Source organism: Allobosea sp. TBD101, from assembly GCF_059817965.1.
In genome coordinates, this window is record NZ_CM187543.1 from 2,904,065 (window position 1) to 2,921,145 (window position 17,081).

18 protein-coding genes are annotated in these 17,081 nt (G+C 63.0%); 7 read left to right on the forward strand and 11 right to left on the reverse strand.

Translation table 11 applies throughout. From position 1 onward, the window contains the following. Positions 1 to 122: 122 nt before the first annotated feature. The 4 genes from AC6RIC_RS14250 to AC6RIC_RS14265 all read right to left on the reverse strand — a co-directional run bounded on the left by AC6RIC_RS14250 (position 123) and on the right by AC6RIC_RS14265 (position 2,311). Positions 123 to 881, reverse strand: coding sequence for an SDR family oxidoreductase (locus AC6RIC_RS14250; protein WP_499732814.1), 759 nt, complete (start codon positions 879 to 881; stop codon positions 123 to 125). 158 nt (positions 882 to 1,039) lie between these two features. Further along, positions 1,040 to 1,564: a hypothetical protein gene (locus tag AC6RIC_RS14255; protein ID WP_499732815.1), complete on the reverse strand. Its 525-nt coding sequence runs from the start codon at positions 1,562 to 1,564 to the stop codon at positions 1,040 to 1,042. Then, a complete protein-coding gene (locus AC6RIC_RS14260; protein ID WP_499732816.1) occupies positions 1,561 to 2,061 on the reverse strand; it encodes a hypothetical protein in 501 nt (166 codons plus the stop codon). The genes AC6RIC_RS14255 and AC6RIC_RS14260 overlap by 4 nt, the downstream gene beginning before the upstream one ends. A gap of 1 nt (position 2,062) precedes the next feature. Next, the gene (locus AC6RIC_RS14265) at positions 2,063 to 2,311 is read right to left on the reverse strand and encodes a hypothetical protein (protein ID WP_499732817.1); all 249 of its coding nucleotides are present in this window, start codon (positions 2,309 to 2,311) and stop codon (positions 2,063 to 2,065) included. Positions 2,312 to 2,543: 232 nt separating this feature from the next. Here AC6RIC_RS14265 and AC6RIC_RS14270 point away from each other — a divergent pair, with 232 nt between their 5' ends. Then, positions 2,544 to 2,756 (forward strand): hypothetical protein, encoded by a 213-nt coding sequence (locus AC6RIC_RS14270; RefSeq protein ID WP_499732818.1) that lies wholly within the window; start codon positions 2,544 to 2,546, stop codon positions 2,754 to 2,756. Here AC6RIC_RS14270 and AC6RIC_RS14275 read toward each other — a convergent pair. From AC6RIC_RS14275 to AC6RIC_RS14305, 7 genes are all read right to left on the reverse strand, one after another. Continuing rightward, positions 2,753 to 3,046: a hypothetical protein gene (locus AC6RIC_RS14275; RefSeq protein WP_499732819.1), complete on the reverse strand. Its 294-nt coding sequence runs from the start codon at positions 3,044 to 3,046 to the stop codon at positions 2,753 to 2,755. The genes AC6RIC_RS14270 and AC6RIC_RS14275 overlap by 4 nt on opposite strands. Further along, the gene (locus tag AC6RIC_RS14280) at positions 3,043 to 4,671 is read right to left on the reverse strand and encodes a terminase large subunit domain-containing protein (protein WP_499732820.1); all 1,629 of its coding nucleotides are present in this window, start codon (positions 4,669 to 4,671) and stop codon (positions 3,043 to 3,045) included. Before AC6RIC_RS14280 ends, AC6RIC_RS14275 begins: the two co-directional genes overlap by 4 nt. Positions 4,672 to 4,753: 82 nt before the next feature. After that, positions 4,754 to 5,179, reverse strand: a complete 426-nt coding sequence (locus AC6RIC_RS14285; RefSeq protein ID WP_499732821.1) for a hypothetical protein — start codon at positions 5,177 to 5,179, stop codon at positions 4,754 to 4,756. Positions 5,180 to 5,706: 527 nt separating this feature from the next. Then, positions 5,707 to 8,235, reverse strand: coding sequence for a phage/plasmid primase, P4 family (locus AC6RIC_RS14290; protein WP_499732822.1), 2,529 nt, complete (start codon positions 8,233 to 8,235; stop codon positions 5,707 to 5,709). A gap of 219 nt (positions 8,236 to 8,454) precedes the next feature. After that, complete coding sequence (locus AC6RIC_RS14295; protein ID WP_499732823.1) at positions 8,455 to 8,640, reverse strand: hypothetical protein; 186 nt, start codon at positions 8,638 to 8,640, stop codon at positions 8,455 to 8,457. After that, positions 8,640 to 8,846: a helix-turn-helix transcriptional regulator gene (locus AC6RIC_RS14300; RefSeq protein ID WP_499732824.1), complete on the reverse strand. Its 207-nt coding sequence runs from the start codon at positions 8,844 to 8,846 to the stop codon at positions 8,640 to 8,642. The genes AC6RIC_RS14295 and AC6RIC_RS14300 overlap by 1 nt, the downstream gene beginning before the upstream one ends. A gap of 250 nt (positions 8,847 to 9,096) precedes the next feature. Next, a complete protein-coding gene (locus tag AC6RIC_RS14305; protein WP_499732825.1) occupies positions 9,097 to 10,443 on the reverse strand; it encodes a tyrosine-type recombinase/integrase in 1,347 nt (448 codons plus the stop codon). A gap of 344 nt (positions 10,444 to 10,787) precedes the next feature. On the opposite strand from AC6RIC_RS14305, the gene AC6RIC_RS14310 reads away from it, so the two are divergent. The 6 genes from AC6RIC_RS14310 (at position 10,788) to lpdA (ending at position 17,080) form a co-directional block, all read left to right on the forward strand. Further along, the gene (locus AC6RIC_RS14310; protein ID WP_454656883.1) at positions 10,788 to 11,066 is read left to right on the forward strand and encodes an FtsB family cell division protein; all 279 of its coding nucleotides are present in this window, start codon (positions 10,788 to 10,790) and stop codon (positions 11,064 to 11,066) included. 284 nt (positions 11,067 to 11,350) lie between these two features. Continuing rightward, entirely contained in the window at positions 11,351 to 12,448 is a 1,098-nt protein-coding gene (gene pdhA, locus AC6RIC_RS14315) for a pyruvate dehydrogenase (acetyl-transferring) E1 component subunit alpha (protein ID WP_454656884.1), read from the forward strand. Positions 12,449 to 12,507: 59 nt separating this feature from the next. After that, complete coding sequence (locus tag AC6RIC_RS14320) at positions 12,508 to 13,908, forward strand: pyruvate dehydrogenase complex E1 component subunit beta (protein WP_499732826.1); 1,401 nt, start codon at positions 12,508 to 12,510, stop codon at positions 13,906 to 13,908. A gap of 14 nt (positions 13,909 to 13,922) precedes the next feature. Then, positions 13,923 to 15,260: a pyruvate dehydrogenase complex dihydrolipoamide acetyltransferase gene (locus AC6RIC_RS14325; RefSeq protein WP_499732827.1), complete on the forward strand. Its 1,338-nt coding sequence runs from the start codon at positions 13,923 to 13,925 to the stop codon at positions 15,258 to 15,260. 41 nt (positions 15,261 to 15,301) lie between these two features. Further along, the gene (locus AC6RIC_RS14330; protein WP_499732828.1) at positions 15,302 to 15,610 is read left to right on the forward strand and encodes a TfoX/Sxy family protein; all 309 of its coding nucleotides are present in this window, start codon (positions 15,302 to 15,304) and stop codon (positions 15,608 to 15,610) included. Between the two features lie 30 nt (positions 15,611 to 15,640). Beyond that, complete coding sequence (gene lpdA, locus AC6RIC_RS14335) at positions 15,641 to 17,080, forward strand: dihydrolipoyl dehydrogenase (protein WP_499732829.1); 1,440 nt, start codon at positions 15,641 to 15,643, stop codon at positions 17,078 to 17,080. Position 17,081: the final 1 nt, after the last annotated feature.

The following is a 17,081-nucleotide window of genomic DNA, read 5'->3' on the forward strand; positions in this document are numbered from 1 at the left end:
AGCGACGGTGCGATAGCTGAACCCGATTTGCTCTGTTCGGGGGGGGAGTGTGAGTCGCTCTCCCGCTACATGCACCCCGGTCGCCGAGGCTCCTTGTCTGCAAGGGGTCGAACGCCAATACGTTAGATCAATCGGACCGACATACCACCGTCAACGATCATCGGGCTTCCCGTCATGAAGCTGGATCGGTCCGAAAGGAGGAAGAGTGCCGCTTGAGCGATCTCGTGAGTGCTCGCCATGCGCTTCATTGGATGCAAGTTCGCGATGAAGCTCAGTACGTCGGGATTTCCTTCGCCTCCCGCGGGCGTGACCGTGCCTCCTGGCATAAGCGCGTTCACTCGGATGCCTTCAGAGGCGTGGTCCGATGCCAATGATTGCGCCAGCCCGTTTATGCCGGCCTTGGATGCCGCATAGGCTCCCATGCCCGGCATCCCACCGTTACTGAAGCCTACAAACGATGATGTGAATACAATCGAGCCGCCGCCGCGCTTCCTCATGGCGGGGATCTGGGCCTTTGCTGCCAGGAAGGCGGAGGTCAGGTTGACGGATATCACATCATCCCAGACTACCTTCGTCATATCGGGAACAGTCCCCATCTCCCCGACGATGCCCGCGTTATTGAACGCGCCGTCGAGGCCTCCGAACTCTCGGAGCGCTAGCTCGACCAGCCCCTCGGCGTAGCTTGGGTCCCGGACGTCACCCACAAGGAAAACGACGCTGCCGTTGCCGGCCTTGATCCTGTTCGCCACCGCCTCCAGTTCAAGGGATCGGCGGGCGCCCAGTACGACATTGGCCCCTTCCTTCGCGAACAGTTCCGCGCTCGCAGCACCGATACCGCTGCTCGCACCTGTGATGATGATCGTCTTTTTTTCCAGTTCCATGGCGTTTCTCCTCGGCGCAGGCAGCCCTTAGAGTTGACGCGCGAAGTTGCTGACACCCGTTTCCTGACTTGCCCGGAGCAGACTAGACAGCCGGTCGGGGGGAAGGAGAAGCCCCATCCCGACCGGCCTCGTCGCTGGCTCACCCAACCGGCGACGGACTAGGCGGCTGCGGCCGGGGTGCGGGCCGCGAGGAACGCGTGGAGATCGTCGACCGACATGGCGTTGACGATTGCCTTCGCCTGGCCGCGCAGGGCGAGCAACTCGGCGAGCGGCGGGAGGCTGCCCACAGACGCACAAGCGGCGCGCGGGAGGGGCTTGCCACCATGCGCAAGGAAGGTGCGGAGTTTGCTGCGGGTTGCTGCGTCGAGGTCGATCTTCTCGGCAAGGAAGTCGCCATAGTCCTGCCGGCTGATGCCGCACGCCTGCATGATGCCGCCGACGATGTCCGGCTGGAGTGGATCGCAGAGGGCGGCCATGCGCGGATCGATGCACAGGGTGCGCAGGCTGACGATATCGTGCCACACTTCGAGTTTGGTCAGGATGTCGTCGCCGGGTTCCAAGCCGATTTCGGCGAAGTCGTGGAGCGCCTCGCGGCTGATGCCGACCTTGCCAGCCAGGCCTCGGGCCGCAGCGCGGTCGAGATTGATGACGGCATCACGGAGTCGGTCGAACGGGCGGGTCATAGGGCTTTCTCCTGCTCGGGGTATCGAATGAGGTGCTGGACGTTGAATGGCTTCCGCTTCGGCGCCATCGCCACGGCGGCCCAATGCTCGTCCATGCCGGACATCAACCCGCCGCCGTAGACTTCTTCGACTCGGCAGGCGGCGTTCACCGGATAGCCAGTCAGGCTGATCTCTTGGATCAGGGCGCGCATGACGACCGTGATATGGCCGACGCGGAAGCGGGCGGTATCCGGGGCAAAGGCGCCGACGCTGAAGCCGAATTCCTTGCACCCCCGGAGAAAGGCGCGGGCGGCCGGCAGCGACTCGTCGATTTTCGCGACGCAGAGGAGGTCCTTGCCCGCCTGCTCAAGTTTGAGAACGCTCCCTGCGACGGCGCCCGGCTGATGGCGGATGAGTAAGGGGATCGCGGTCAGGTCAGTCCACTGCAAGGCGCCTTCAACGATGAAGTCGTGCTCGCTGTCGATTGACGCTCGGGATGCGATGCCGCGAACGATCATTTCAGTGCGAAAGCATCGAGGGGTTGCGGGTCTTCTCGATGAAGGCGCAGAGCGCTTCGGCCTGCGCACGCACCGCAGCGCTTTGTCCGATCTCCTTGATCGAGGCGCGCGGGCCTGAAGCATCCATGGTGAGGCAGATGCCGAGGCCGCGAGCGTCAATGGCGGCGGGCCTGGAGGTCACGTTGGTAAGGCGCTTCAGCTCAGCAACCTGAACGGAAAGGCGACGCAGTTTCTCGATGTCGAGGGGCATGATCGGGCCTCAATGTCATGATGTCGGAAGCGATCATCACCAACATGGGTGCGGGATCATGGCGCCTTCAGGGGCGCTTGTTGGCCAATTGGAGCGCGGGCGCGCGCCAAAATCAAGTTAAATTATCGAGACTAAGCGAGTTTGCAAGATTATTTTGCAGCCTAATGCCGCAAATAGCAGTAAATTTAGGGAGTTGCTGCGCAGAATTACGTATGCAGTACGTTGCTTCAGGATGAAAAAGAAAATCGAAATACTTCGAGAGGCGATGAACGCGGGCCATTGGCACAGCGCGTTGCGCCTCGCGGCATCATGGCCGGACGCTGAAAAGGAAGTCAGGCAGGGCTGGGAAGCGCAGGCGCGTCCGGCGTTTCAACGACAGCTCGGCCGTGATCCTGAGGCATTGGTCGCGGTCGGCATCGAGGCCCTGAAGCGCAGGTTCGGTTAGCGCCAGCGGGAAGTCGGATCGGCATCACTTCCGGCAGGCGGCTTGCCGCGCTGGTTGAAGGCCTGCCGCGTCGCGGCAGACGCATCCCGCGCCGCTGCGGCCCGCTGAAGCTCCAAAAGCCGCCCCTCCGCCTCGCGCCTCCTCAACGAATGCCAGAAGTGCTTGGTCGAGCCGGGCTGCTCGTCTGCCAGGGTAACGTCGCAATGGGCGATGAACTCAAGCTCGAAAGCGACGCGCGGATCGACCGGGGGCGGCTTCGGCTTGCGTCGGAGGAAATGGAAAAGGCTCATCTCGATGCTGCCTGTCGTTTCTGAAATGCGGCGATCTGCGCGTCGGTGAAGCCGGCCGCCTTCATGATCTCTGCCTTCTTCTCGTCTGAGGCGGGCGGATGGTCATAGGAAGCCTTGCGATACACTGACCGCATGTGGCCCGATCCGCGCTGTCCGCCGAAGTCGATGACGAACGCCTCGCCTTGCTGCTGCGGGGCATGGGCTGCGGCGGCAAGGACCAACGCGCCGGCTGCGGCGTTCGCGAGGTCGTCATGGCCACCGGGTGGATGATCGACGCTGTCGCGGGCTGATCGCGACGTGCGGCGCTCCAAGGCGCCAAGCTGGGTGTGCAGCTTCGGGATGTCGAGAAGTCGGATGGATTGGCTGTTTATCTGTGGAAGCAGCTCTAGGTAGATCTCGCTGCGGGATCGGGTGGTGTGGACGTACTCGATGCCGTTCGCCGCGAAGGCGCTGACGACCCATTGAGCGGCATAGCGGTCCCCGGTGACTTGGGTCAGGCCGTATGCCTTGATCGTGTTGCAGAACTCGGCCGTGGCCTGGGCCGGATCGAATGGCGGCCTGATCTCGCGGGCGAGGTCTAGAATGGTGGCACCGGATCGCGGGTCGTGATGGGCGATACCGAGAGTCATGGCGTCGTTCGAGCCGCCTGATGGATCGGCGAAGGCGAAGTACTCGATCTTGCCACCATGGGTTGGGGCTGCCGGGATCGGCGGGCGCTCGCGGACGCTGCGGTCGATGCATGCCTGGATGGCGTCGAAGTCGAGGAAACCTGCGACATCGGATCGGAATTCGGCGCCGTACTCGGCTGAAGCTGCTTGCGGATCGTCCTCATAGGCCTGCGCGATGATACCCGCGTCACGGCTAAGCGTCGGGTTCATCTGCCATGTCGGCGCTTTGATGATGAGGCATTGCGGGTCGGCCGCGCCGTAGTGCTTGCGGAACTTCTTCCAGAGCAGGCCGCGCCGGGCATACGGGCTGCTGATGCCGATCAGCATGGCGCCGGGGATCGTAGCCATGGCGGGTTTGACGGCGTCGTAGACTTCCGTGTCGGCGTTCTGCGATCCGCCTTCGTCGTTCAGCCAATGGGCGACCTCGTCGAAGACGGCCGCCACCACCGTGCTGCCGCGCGCTCGGCGCTTGCTGTTTGTCGTGATCTCGATGGTCAGTCGGTTGTTCAGCTCCAAGCCATCGGCCGTCTCGCTTTCGATCATGGCGGCCAGCATCGGCTGCTGGAACATCGCCTTCAGGTAGCTCAGGCAGACCTTCGATTGGTTGCGGTCGACGGCGAATAGCTGCACGACGCCGCGCTCGCCGGGCGTCAGGTATTGCGCAAAGTTGAGATAGTGCGCGCCGATGGTCGCGAGGTACGCGATGATCGAGGCGGCTTTCACGTCCTTCCCGGATCGGCGGCCGGCGATGATCCATGCCTCTGCCACCGGATGGGTGGGCGCCTCGGCCCGGCCCGTCAGCTCCTGGAAGATCGCAAGCTCGGCAGCGTTGAGCGGATCGCCGAAGATCGCCTTGTCGAAGACCGACCATGTCGACCACGAATCCTTCGCGAACCAAGGTCCAAAGAGGTTCGGGTCGCGGCAGGCGGCGGCATAGCTATGGGCGGGATCGATCACCGGAAGGCCCCGAGGATTGGCAGAGGCGCGCGCTGGCGGGTGCTGGCCGGATCGGCGAGGCTGGGATGCCGGACCATGGCGATCAGCCCGCAGCCTCAGCCATCCAGGCGGGCACAAGCGAGGCGGCGACATCGTTGCCGGCTTTCCCGGCGAGGTACATCGCGAGATTGTTCGCCGCACCCTTGGCCTTGCGCTCGAGTCCTAGCTCCTTCAACAACCGTAAGAATGTGGTGCCGAGCTTGGTGTAGTCCTCGGGAAGCGGCTGGCCCTTTAGCATGCGGTTGTCCGCTAGCTCGACCTGCACCTGCATGCTCACGGCGAGGGAAAGAATAGCCTTCTTCGCCTCGCTAAGATCGTCGCCGAGGTCTTGGCGGTAGAAGATCGTGAGGTTATGGCGCCTGATCTCCTGCCAGAGCGGCAGGCCATAGTGCTCAGCCGAAGTTCGGCAGAGCTGGTTCCACTCGTCCGGTGAGCACTTCGGCTCAACAAGGGGGACAGCATGGCTCATTTTCTGCGCCCTCCGGGCTATAGGATCGAATTTGATCCCCGGAGGTTCCCCCAGATTAGAATTTGAGGCAATAGGCATCCGGCAACAATTTGAAATAACTTTGTTTATTGCGATTAGGCCATATGATTAGAAATCACATGCCGGAATCTTGGCAGTGCAGCGGACGCTTCATGCCGCCCCTGCGGCGGCGGTCAGCACTCACGTGCGCGCTGGCACGGGATCACGAGTGCGCGGAGCGCCAGGCCGTAGTTTCGAAGCGCCGTCGAGCACGCCGATTTTTGCTGATCCGTCTTGATCCGCACTGATCCGCCCTCTGATCCGGGCATAAGCCTTTGATTTTTCGATTTGATCCAGGCTGATCCAGGCATTCTCCGGCATCATAAACTGGAAAAATCAAATATTCTGGACACAGTTGGTGATCCATGGATCAGCATGGATCAAGCCGGATCAGAAGCCCAAAATTCACAAGTCAACTGGGTCTTTCCACCCAGCTTACCCGTGAAAATATCAGCTCACCTATCTACCTCTCATCCATCGTCGTCACTACTTCCACCCTGGCCGATCAGGCAGATTCCCTTATACGAGCGAATGGGCTTTCCTTCGCTGTTACGCGGCCTGAAATCGGTAACGGACGATGCTTCGCGCAGCGATTGCCCGAACCAGTTGGCGGACTGGGTCCGAATGTTATTGGCCTGGCACCAGCCAACATAGGCCGAATAGAGCGCGCCTTTCTCAACATGCGCATCATCATCGATCACACATCGATCAGCGATGAACTCCAGAATGTCAGAGCCGAGCCGCGCGGCCTGATCCGCCGCCTGCTTGCTGCTATCAGGTGGCAAGAACCTGCCGCGCGCTGACAGCCGCTTCCGACCAATCATTGCCCAATTGAAGATGCCCGGCAGCTCGGCCTTCAGTTTCTCGGTTAGGCCGTGATCTTCTCGCCCATAGAACGAGACGTTGAAATTCAGAATGAGCAGGCGCGATGCTAATGCCCCCGAGTTGTCAGGAAGGCGAAGCAGGCCGTTTGCCGCGAAAATGATCCGGGTCGACAGCGTCCCCTCCCAGCACGACAGCATCTTCCTATCGATGGTCATTGCGTCCTCGCCGGAAATCGACTTCAGCAGCTCAACAAGGACATTCGCATCCCTGCCGCGCGTCACCGTCGCGTCCGAAAACATGGCGAGCATCTTGCCGATCCAGGGCCAAAGGCCGAAGCGTCCCGAGGCAGCATCAACCGAGGCGGCGACGATATTGGTCCGGCCAAGGAGGGCGGCCAGCACGCGCAAGATAGTGCCTTTGCCCGTTCGCTTCTTGCCGCAGAGGTAGAAAATCTTCTGCATCGAGGTGTCGAGCGTCAGCAGATACCCCATGATCTCCTGCAAGCATTCGACGGCGGTCGGGTCGCCGGGAAAAACGTCGCCGAGAAACTTCAGCCACTGCGCCGGCATGGGGGCGGCGCCGTCGAAATCTACATCGTTCACGCCCAAGCAGAAAAAGTGTCGGGTGTGCTGCGCAATCGCGCCTGACGGCACATGATACAGGCCGTTCCGGCAGGCGACGATGTCCTTGGCTTTCCAACCTGCGTGCGGCGGGTTGATCCAAGAATGGTTGTCAATGGCCTTTGGAATTTCGACTGTCGCGGCCAGCGCGGCGACAAAGTTCGAAACGTTCTCTTTCACCGGTGAAAAGAGCGCCTCATAGACAAGGCCATTTCCGTCCCTTTTCTCGACGTAGCAGCCGGCGAGAAAGCGCCAAACGAGGTTCTCCATGTCCTTGTTCGACATTTCGATGTAGAACGCGCCGCGCCAGCTATAGAATGCGCCGCGCCAGAACACGAAGATCGCGCCACTCTTCTCGTTGATGGCCTTGAACGTCTCAGCCTGCGCCATCGGGTCCTTTTCTTTGATGATGGTCCGGGTTGAGGCAGGGCGCACAGTAGGGTTGGCCGCAGCATCGCGCGCGGCGATCTCAAGCTCCGACTGCTGGGCATCTTCGGGCGCGACTCCGCCGAGATCGACGCTGGCGCGAGCCGCCCACTCCGAGAAGCCCTGGAAGAGGACGCCGCCAGGCTGCGCGAGGCCGGCTTTCAGGCCAGACGCGATGTGCTTCCAAATATGCGCCTCTTGGTGGCCGCCGAGCTCGATGTACATGTCGATTTCTAACCCGACAGCGAGCAATGCGCTGCCGATGTCGCGCGGGTCACCCCAACCAAGGGCAGCGAGGCGACCGAGCATAAAGGCCTTACTGTTAAACTCCGCGTTCCACGAAATGTCATCACGGCCAGCGAGCTTTCGCAGGTTGGCGCACATGATAGCTACCCGCGTTCGGCAATACTCGCGCTGCTCCTCCGTTGCAGCACCAAGCGCGGCACGATCGATCAACGGGAAATCGTTCGCGCAGCGCCGGCTGGGCTGCCCATCTGCTGCTTGCTCAGTGAGCAGGCTGACGAGCCACTGCGGCGGCATGGGAAGGCTGCCGGTGCGCTTAGCAGCGAGGTAGCCCGGCCCCATCGGGGTATATTGTAGGCCGTCCGCGCGAATTGCGCCTTCGCAGATAACGTAACCGCCCTTGCCGCGAACGTCGATGCCGGGTGGGAGGCCGCCGGTTGAGTTTCCGAGCTTGATCCCCTCGGGCTGCCTGAAGCTGAAGTGGGCCCCGCCGTTCGTTGGCGTTCGAGTTACAGCCCAGCTGTTCATGCTCGGTTCGGCGTTGGCCCTCGCTAGTGCGATAAAGGCGGCGAAACCGTCGGGCTTGCTGGGCTTTTTGTCTGCGTCGATCTGGAATTCATCATTGGACGAGTTCGGCCTACCCGGAAGTGCATCCGGCCACTGCATCCACCAGCGGCGGATGATAGCGGCGTCGCACGTTGCCTGATCTTGCCACCCTTCGATATGTGGGCTGTGGCGAGTTGCTCGGCCGCTCGGCTCAGCACGGCACGGGAAGATGCGGCACCCCACGGCGGCATGTTCAAGGGCGACGCTGAGGTTATGAGCATTCCGCGACTCTCGACCGGCCTTAGCAGCCTGCTGAGCGGCCCGATAATCCTTATTCATCTGAGCAAGTTCAGGTGGGACAGGAACTTCTGTATTCACCACGGCAGACATAGCAGTAGCCCTTCAGGGATAGATTCTATCAGCCCACGGCCCGCCATTCTCCGCGCATCCTCTGCGTTGCGGATTGTATTGCAGGTCCTTATGCGGCTTATGACTTGGCCTCGGCATCATTGCCGGGGCCTTTTTCTACCTAAGCGGCGGTAATCGCCGGGAAATCCTTCAGCGCAGCTTCGCGATGCGCGCCTTAAAGGCGGCGGCGCGGGCCTGTTTCGCAGCGACCTTGGCGGCGTGTGCCAGATCGGGCTCCGGAAAATAGGGGCGAGATGACGCGATCTCGCGACCGCTGAGCCGGCGCGTTGGTGCAGATACAGCGCCGTCCGCCTGCTTGATGATGGTTCCGCTCATCACGCAGCCCCCTTCACGCGGTCTTCGAGCCAAGACTCGAACTCGTCACGGCGAAAGAAGCAGCGGTCGCCGATCTTGATCACCTTCGGGAGGCCAAGCTCGGGGCGCTTGCGCCAACGATGGATGGTGAGTGGCCCGATGCCGAGGCGTCGGCAAACTTCGGGCTGGCTGACAAGCTCGATTTTCTCAGAGAGATTGGTGGTCACAGCACATCTCCTGCCTGCTCGATCGCAGGCTAGGCCGGGCGCCGATCTATGCGGCGGATGGCCTATAGGCAGTGTGGTGACCCCGCGCGCCGTGGTGCAGCGCGCCGCAGGAAGCGCCTATCGATCCGGGAAACCACCCCATCGCGATAAGCTGAGGAAGCATAGATATGCTCAATTAAGATCGGCAAGCCAGTCTTTGAGCAATGATTCGCCCAATAAAGCCAATTTCTTCGAATAATCTTGCGTAACGCTATCCGGCCCGCTGCATCGGCACGACATTGTCAGCCGGCGCGTCCTTGAGGAGTCCGTCAAGAAAGGCGCCCCAGGCATCGGCGGCGTGGCGCTTTTCGGCCGCATAATCGTGATGCTGATAGACAGCAACGATCCCTTTCAACGTGCCGCTCTTGTGGTTCAGGAGCTTTTCAGTCACCTCGATCCTGACCCCTAGGCGTTGCATGCCGGTGGCTACGGTCCTGCGTAGATCATGCAGCGTCCAATGCGGGATCGGCTCGGCATCCTCGCCGGCCAGCTCTGCCATGGTCGCGTCGATCTTCTTTTTGAGCTTGTCGAAGCCGTCGAACGCTGAGCCGCCGCCGATGGTGAAGGCATAGCCCGGCCCGGCGATCCGGAGCCGCCCGGCAAGGATCGCCTGCGCACCTGCGTTCAGGGGCACCAAGTGGGGATTGTCGTTCTTCGCTCGGGCGGCCGGTATCGTCCAAATATCGTCCTTGACCTCGCGCCACCGCATCTGGGCGCACTCATTGCGACGCTGGCCGGTATAGAGCAGGAGCTTGGGAAGATCACCACTGATGCCGCCAAGCTTGGCGCATGCCTTCAGGAGCAGGCGCAGCTCGTTGTCATCAAGCACGCGGTCGCGGGACTTTTCCCCACCGGACGGCGGGTTGATCCCCGCACAAGGAGAGGCTGTCAGCAAGTCCTCTCCGACGCACCAGTTGAACATTGTCCGCAAGGCTGCGAGCCGGCGATTGGCCGCAACCGGATGACCGGCAGCGACGGTCTCCTTTAAGGCGGCGCTGATCTCTTTCTTCGTGATCGCCCCGATGTGGCGGTTGCCCCACCGCTCAACGAGTCCATCAGGTTTCGCGACGAAGGCGTCGATGTCATCGCGGTCGCCTTCACCAGTCACAAGCCCAAGCGTGCGGGCAGTCTCCCGCCATTGGCGCCGCAGCGTGCCGTTGCTCTTTTTCGTCGTGCACTGGTGTTTGACAAAGGCCCGGACTATCGCCTCGAACGACTCTTTCGCTTTCTCATCGGCCGCCTGCTTCTTCGCCGCCTCGGCGTCAGCTTTGACTCGTCGCGGGTCCGCGCCGCCTTTCGCCTGACGGATGATGTCGGCAGCCTCGGCACGCGCCCTGATAAGCTCCTCGCCGGCCCGCGCCATGTCGTCGCCGGCCAGATATTTCCCAAGGGTGAACTTGAGCAGGCGGCCGTCGACCCGCGCGCGGCAGGCCCAGGATTTCGCGCCCGATGGCTGCACGAGGAAATACAGGCCGGGGCAGGCGGCGTCCGGGATTTCCTGACGCTTGGCGACACCTTTGACCTTGCTGATCGCCGCCGCCGTCAATGCCTTCGCCATCGCCTTCCGCCTCCGGGGGATCGTCGGGGGAACAAAGCAGGCTGAAATGCCCTGATCCCCTGAGATGTTATCTAAGCATATCTCTGCCCAAAGAATCCGGTCTTTGCAAGGGCTTATCTCGGCTCTCTCCATCTGATTTGATATGGCCAGATACCATGCCGGACATAACTTTTAATCATGTGGTCGTGGGTTCGATCCCCACCCCGCTCACCAGCGAAATCAACCGGCATGCGTGATCTTGTGGCGACGACCGATCGGTTCGATCGGGTGCGTTAACCTGCCGGAAACCAAACCGCCCTAGCGTTTTCGGCATGGTTATTCGCCGCGGTCTCCGGTCCATCTTCGTGACACTGGCCCTCTATCTCGTGTCGGGGGCGGCCGTGGCCTATTTCATGTTCCATGCCCAGCACGGTGCGCGCGGCCTCGAGGCGCGCGGCGCGATCCGGGAGTCGCTGCGCGACATGGAGGGTGAACTCGCCACCCTGACGGCCGAGCGCAAATCCTGGGAGCAGAAGCTCGCCCTGGTCCGCAGCGAGGCCGTCGACCGCGACCTCCTCGAAGAGAACGCCCGCGCGATCCTCGGCCGGACCCATAAAAACGACGTTGTCATCATGGGGCGCTGAGCGGCGATAGCCGGACGCCCGCGCGGGGATTAAGGCTCGCGTGACGGTTCAGTGCGTCGCTCCGGTCTCGATCCTGCCCGAAAGGCGGGTTCCGTCTTTCGGCCCGCACGTTCCAAAAAGCGCTACGCTTTAGTCTCGGACGTATCGATTAACTTAATTCCAGTTAAAGTGTCTTGACCCTTGTTTTTCAATGGGTTATGTTATGCTGCATTGCGAGATAGCGTGCTCGCCAAGGTTTTTCCGATCCTCTACAACAATAGTCGGATGACCTTGGAGGACCGCCTATGGCTGTTGCTGCGCGTAAGTCGAAAGCTCCCGCTCAACCCAAAGCCGCTGCAAAGCCGGCAAAGGCCCGCGCGGGCAAGGAAGGCGCCGGCAAGGTCGAAGGAGCTCTCAGCAACACCGCGACCTTCACCAAGGACGAGGACCTCCATGCCTATCGCGAGATGCTGCTGATCCGGCGCTTCGAGGAGAAGGCCGGCCAGATGTACGGCATGGGCCTGATCGGCGGCTTCTGCCATCTCTATATCGGCCAGGAAGCCGTCGTCATCGGCATGCAGATGGCATCCAAGGATGGCGATCAGGTCATCACCGGCTATCGCGACCACGGCCATATGCTGGCCTGCGGCATGGAATCGCGCGGCGTGATGGCGGAGCTGACCGGCCGGCGCGGCGGCTATTCGCGCGGCAAGGGCGGCTCGATGCACATGTTCAGCCGCGAGAAGAATTTCTATGGCGGTCACGGCATCGTCGGCGGGCAGGTATCGCTCGGCACCGGGCTCGCCTTCGCCGACTGGTATCGCGGCGACAACACGGTCTCGATGACCTATTTCGGCGACGGCGCGGCCAATCAGGGCCAGGTCTACGAGAGCTTCAACATGGCCGAGCTCTGGAAGCTGCCGGTCGTGTTCGTCATCGAGAACAACCGCTATGCGATGGGCACCTCGGTGAACCGCGCTTCGGCGCAGACCGATTTCTCCCGCCGCGGCGTCTCCTTCGGCATCCCGGGCGAGCAGGTCGACGGCATGGATGTCCGCGCTGTCCGCGAGGCCGGCCTTCGCGCGATCGAGCACGCCCGTTCCGGCAAGGGCCCGTATATCCTGGAGATGCAGACCTATCGCTATCGCGGGCATTCGATGTCCGACCCGGCGAAGTACCGCTCCAAGGACGAAGTCCAGCGTATGCGCGAGGAGCACGACCCGATCGAGCAGGTCCGCGCCCGCCTCGTTCGCGACTTCAAGGTCGGCGAGGACGAGCTCAAGGCGATCGACGCCAAGGTGCGCGAGATCGTCAACGATGCCGCCGAGTTCGCGACCCACGATCCCGAGCCGGATCCGTCGGAGCTCTACACCGACATCCTGCTGGAAGCCCCGCGGAGCTGATGGCTCCCCGCCTGCCGGCCTTCATCCTTTTCCCCGCGTCTTAGAATCCGGGTGCGTTCATGCCGATCGACATTCTCATGCCTGCGCTTTCTCCCACCATGGAGGAAGGAAAACTGGCCAAGTGGCTGAAGAAAGAGGGCGATCAGGTCAAGGCCGGCGACATCATCGCCGAGATCGAGACCGACAAGGCGACCATGGAGGTCGAGGCTGTCGATGAGGGCGTGCTCGCCAAGATCCTCGTCGCCGACGGCACCGAGAACGTCGCCGTGAACACGCCGATCGGCGTGATCGCCGCCGAGGGCGAGGATGTTGCGGCCGCGGCCAGCGGCGGCGGCAAGGCTGCTGCTCCGGAAGCCAAGGCCGCGCCTGCGCCGGCCCCCGTTGCCGAAGCGGCTCCGGCTGCCGCGGCCCCGGCCGCCAGCGTTCCCGCCCAGGCGAAGTCCTATGATTCCTCCTCGGAATTCCCGGCCGGCGCCGAGCTCGTCAGCACCACGGTCCGCGAAGCGCTGCGCGACGCGATGGCCGAGGAGATGCGCCGCGACAAGGACGTCTTCGTCATGGGCGAGGAGGTCGCCGAGTACCAGGGCGCCTACAAGGTCACCCAAGGGTTGCTGCAGGAATTCGGACCCAAGCGCGTGATCGACACGCCGATCACGGAGCACGGCTTCGCCGGCATCGGCGTCGGCGCGGCGCTCTCCGGCCTGAAGCCGATCGTCGAGTTCATGACCTTCAACTTCGCCATGCAGGCGATCGACCACATCATCAACTCCGCTGCCAAGACGCTCTATATGTCCGGCGGCCAGATGGGCGCCCCGATCGTGTTCCGCGGCCCCAACGGCGCGGCCGCCCGCGTCGGCGCCCAGCACAGCCATGACTACGCGGCGTGGTACTCGAACGTGCCGGGCCTCAAGGTGGTGATGCCCTACAGTGCCTCCGACGCGAAGGGCCTGCTGAAGAGCGCGATCCGCGATCCCAACCCGGTGATCTTCCTCGAAAACGAGATCATGTACGGCAAGTCCTTCGACGTGCCGAAGGGCGACGACTTCCTGATCCCGATCGGCAAGGCGAAGGTGGTGCGTCCGGGCACGGACGTGACGATCGTCTCCTTCGGCATCGGCATGACCTATGCGCTCGGCGCCGCCGAGGCGCTGGCGAAGGAGGGCATCGAGGCCGAGGTTATCGACCTCAGGACGATCCGCCCGATGGATATCGAGACCGTCATCGCCTCGGTGCAGAAGACCAATCGCTGCGTCGCGGTCGAGGAGGGCTTCCCGCAGTCCGGCGTTACCGCCGAGATCGGCATGAAGATCATGGAGGCGGCCTTCGATTATCTCGACGCTCCCGTCGCCCGCGTCACCGGCAAGGACGTGCCGATGCCCTACGCGGCCAATCTCGAGAAGCTCGCTTTGCCGAATGTCGGCGAGGTCATCGCGGCGGCCAAGGCCGTCTGCTATCGCTGAGTGGGGGCTGACCGATGCCGACGAACATCCTGATGCCCGCGCTCTCTCCGACGATGGAGAAGGGCAATCTCGCCAAGTGGCTGAAGAAGGAAGGCGACACCATCAAGTCCGGCGACATCATCGCCGAGATCGAGACCGACAAGGCCACGATGGAGGTCGAGGCGGTCGACGAGGGCGTGCTCGCCAAGATCGTGGTGCCGGAAGGCACGGCCGATGTCGCGGTCAACGAGGTGATCGGCGTGATCGCCGGCGAGGGCGAGGATGCCAAGAGCATCTCCGCCCCGGCCGCGGGTGGCGCTGCGCCTGCCAAGGCCGAGGCTCCGAAGGCTGAGGCTCCGGCCGCTGCCGCGGCGCCCGCGCCGACTGCAGCCGCTCCCGCGGTAGCTTCGGCCCCTGCTGGCGGCAGCCGTTCCTTCGCCTCGCCGCTCGCCCGCCGCATCGCCAAGGACGCCGGGCTCGACCTCAATGCGATCAAGGGCTCCGGCCCGCATGGCCGCATCGTCGAGAAGGATGTCGAGGCTGCCAAGGCCGGCGGTGGCGCCAAGGCTGCTCCGGCTGCGGCTGCCGCCGCGACGCCGGCCGCCAAACCTGCGGCTGCGCCGCTCGCGAGCGGTCCCTCCGACGAGCAGGTCAAGAAGCTGTTCGAGCCGGGCTCTTACGAGGAGGTCCCGCATGACGGCATGCGCAAGACGATCGCGCGCCGCCTGACCGAGGCCAAGCAGACGGTTCCGCATTTCTACGTCACCGTGGATTGCGAGCTCGACGCACTGCTCAAGCTGCGCGGGGAGCTCAATGCCGCCGCGCCGGAGAAGGACGGCAAGCCGGCCTACAAGCTCTCGGTCAACGACATGGTGATCAAGGCCCTGGCGCTGGCGCTCAGGGCCGTGCCGGACGCCAACGTGTCCTGGACCGACAACACCATGCTCAAGCACAAGCATGCCGATGTCGGCGTTGCCGTCTCGATTCCGGGCGGCCTGATCACGCCGATCATCCGCGATGCCTGCCACAAGAGCCTGTCGCAAATCTCCAACGAGATGAAGGACATGGCGGCGCGCGCCAAGGCCCGCAAGCTGAAGCCCGAGGAGTACCAGGGCGGCACCACGGCGGTCTCCAATCTCGGCATGTTCGGGGTCAAGGACTTCGCCGCGATCGTCAATCCGCCGCATGCGACGATCCTGGCGGTCGGTGCCGGCGAGCAGCGCGTCATCGTCAAGGGCGGCCAGCCGGCTGTCGCGACGGTGATGTCGGTGACGCTCTCGACAGACCACCGCGCCGTCGACGGCGCGCTCGGCGCCGAGCTTCTCGCTGCGTTCAAGGGCTATATCGAAAAGCCCATGGCGATGCTGGTTTGACGATGGCTGCCCGGCGGGCGCCACGTTCTCTGACAGCCGGCATGGAGGCCTTGGCTTCCATGCTCGGTCCCGGACGGGGCATCGAGCCGAAATCCATGCTGAACGCCGCTGGCCTTGCTGTTTCAGGCAAGGTGTTCGCTTTCGAGCATGATGGCGCGCTGGTTCTCAAACTGCCGCGTGATCATGTCGAAGGCCTCGTTGCTTCCGGAGCGGGGCGCTCCTTTGGAACGCCGGGACGGATCATGAAGGAGTGGGTCGCGGTCCCAACGCAGCGGCCCGTCGACCAGGCGGCACTGGCCGAGGCTGCTCTGGAATTCGTCGCAAGATCAATCAAGCCGGCAGGCCGCTAGGCCGCATAGTTTGTTCACGAGGTGGTCTTCATGGCTGACTACGACATCATCGTCATCGGATCCGGCCCCGGCGGCTATATCGCTGCCATTCGGGCGGCGCAGCTCGGCTTCAAGACCGCGATCGTCGAGCGCGAGCATCTTGCCGGCATCTGCTCGAACTGGGGCTGCATCCCGACCAAGGCGCTGCTGCGCTCGGCCGAGATCCTGCATTACGGCCAGCACGCCAAGGATTACGGGCTGGTCCTGGAAGGCTCGTTCAAGGCCGATCTGGAGGCGATCGTGAAGCGTTCGCGCGGCATCGCCACGCGGATGAACAACGGCGTCCAGTTCCTGATGAAGAAGAACAAAGTCGACGTGATCTGGGGCGAGGCGAAGCTCACCAAGCCCGGCACGATCACGGTCGCGCCGACCAAGAAGCCGGCCATGCAGCCGCAGACGCCGCCGCCGAAGAATGCCAAGGGCGAGGGCACTTATACCGCCGATCACATCATCGTCGCGACCGGCGCCCGGCCGCGTGCGCTGCCTGGCATCGAGCCGGACGGCAAGCTGATCTGGACCTATTTCGAGTCGATGGTGCCGGCGAAGATGCCGAAATCGCTGCTCGTGATGGGCTCCGGCGCCATCGGCATCGAATTCGCCTCGTTCTACCGGACGATGGGCGTCGAGGTGACCGTCGTCGAGGTGCTGCCGCAGGTCGTGCCGGTCGAGGATGCCGAGATCGGCGCCTTCGCCCGCAAGGCCTTCGAGAAGCAGGGCATGAAGATCATCACCAGCGCCAAGGTGACGAAGGTCGAAAAGGGCGCAGATTCCGTCACCGCTCATATCGAGGACGAGAAGGGCGGCAAGCAGACGATCACCGCGGATCGGATGATCTCGGCCGTCGGCGTCGTCGGCAATATCGAGAATCTCGGGCTCGAGGCCCTCGGTGTGAAGACCGATCGCGGCTGCATCGTCATCGACGATCTCTGCCGGACCAACGTCAAGGGCGTCTATGCGATCGGCGACGTCGCCGGTCCGCCGATGCTGGCCCACAAGGCCGAGCATGAGGCGGTGATCTGCGTCGAGGCGATCAAGGGCCTGCATCCGCATCCGATGGACAAGCTGATGATCCCGGGCTGCACCTATTGCCACCCGCAGATCGCCAGCGTCGGCCTGACCGAGGCGAAGGCCAAGGCCGCCGGCCACGAGATCAAGGTCGGCCGCTTCAACTTCGTCGCCAACGGCAAGGCCGTGGCGCTCGGCGAGGATAGCGGCATGGCCAAGACGATCTTCGACGCCAAAACCGGCAAGCTGCTCGGCGCCCATCTCGTCGGCCCGGAAGTGACCGAGCTGATCCAGGGCTTCGTCGTCGCCATGAACCTGGAGACGACCGAGGAAGAGCTGATGCACACGATCTTCCCGCATCCGACCCTGTCGGAGGTGATGAAGGAAAGCGTGCTCGACGCCTACGGCAAGGTCCTGAACGCCTGAG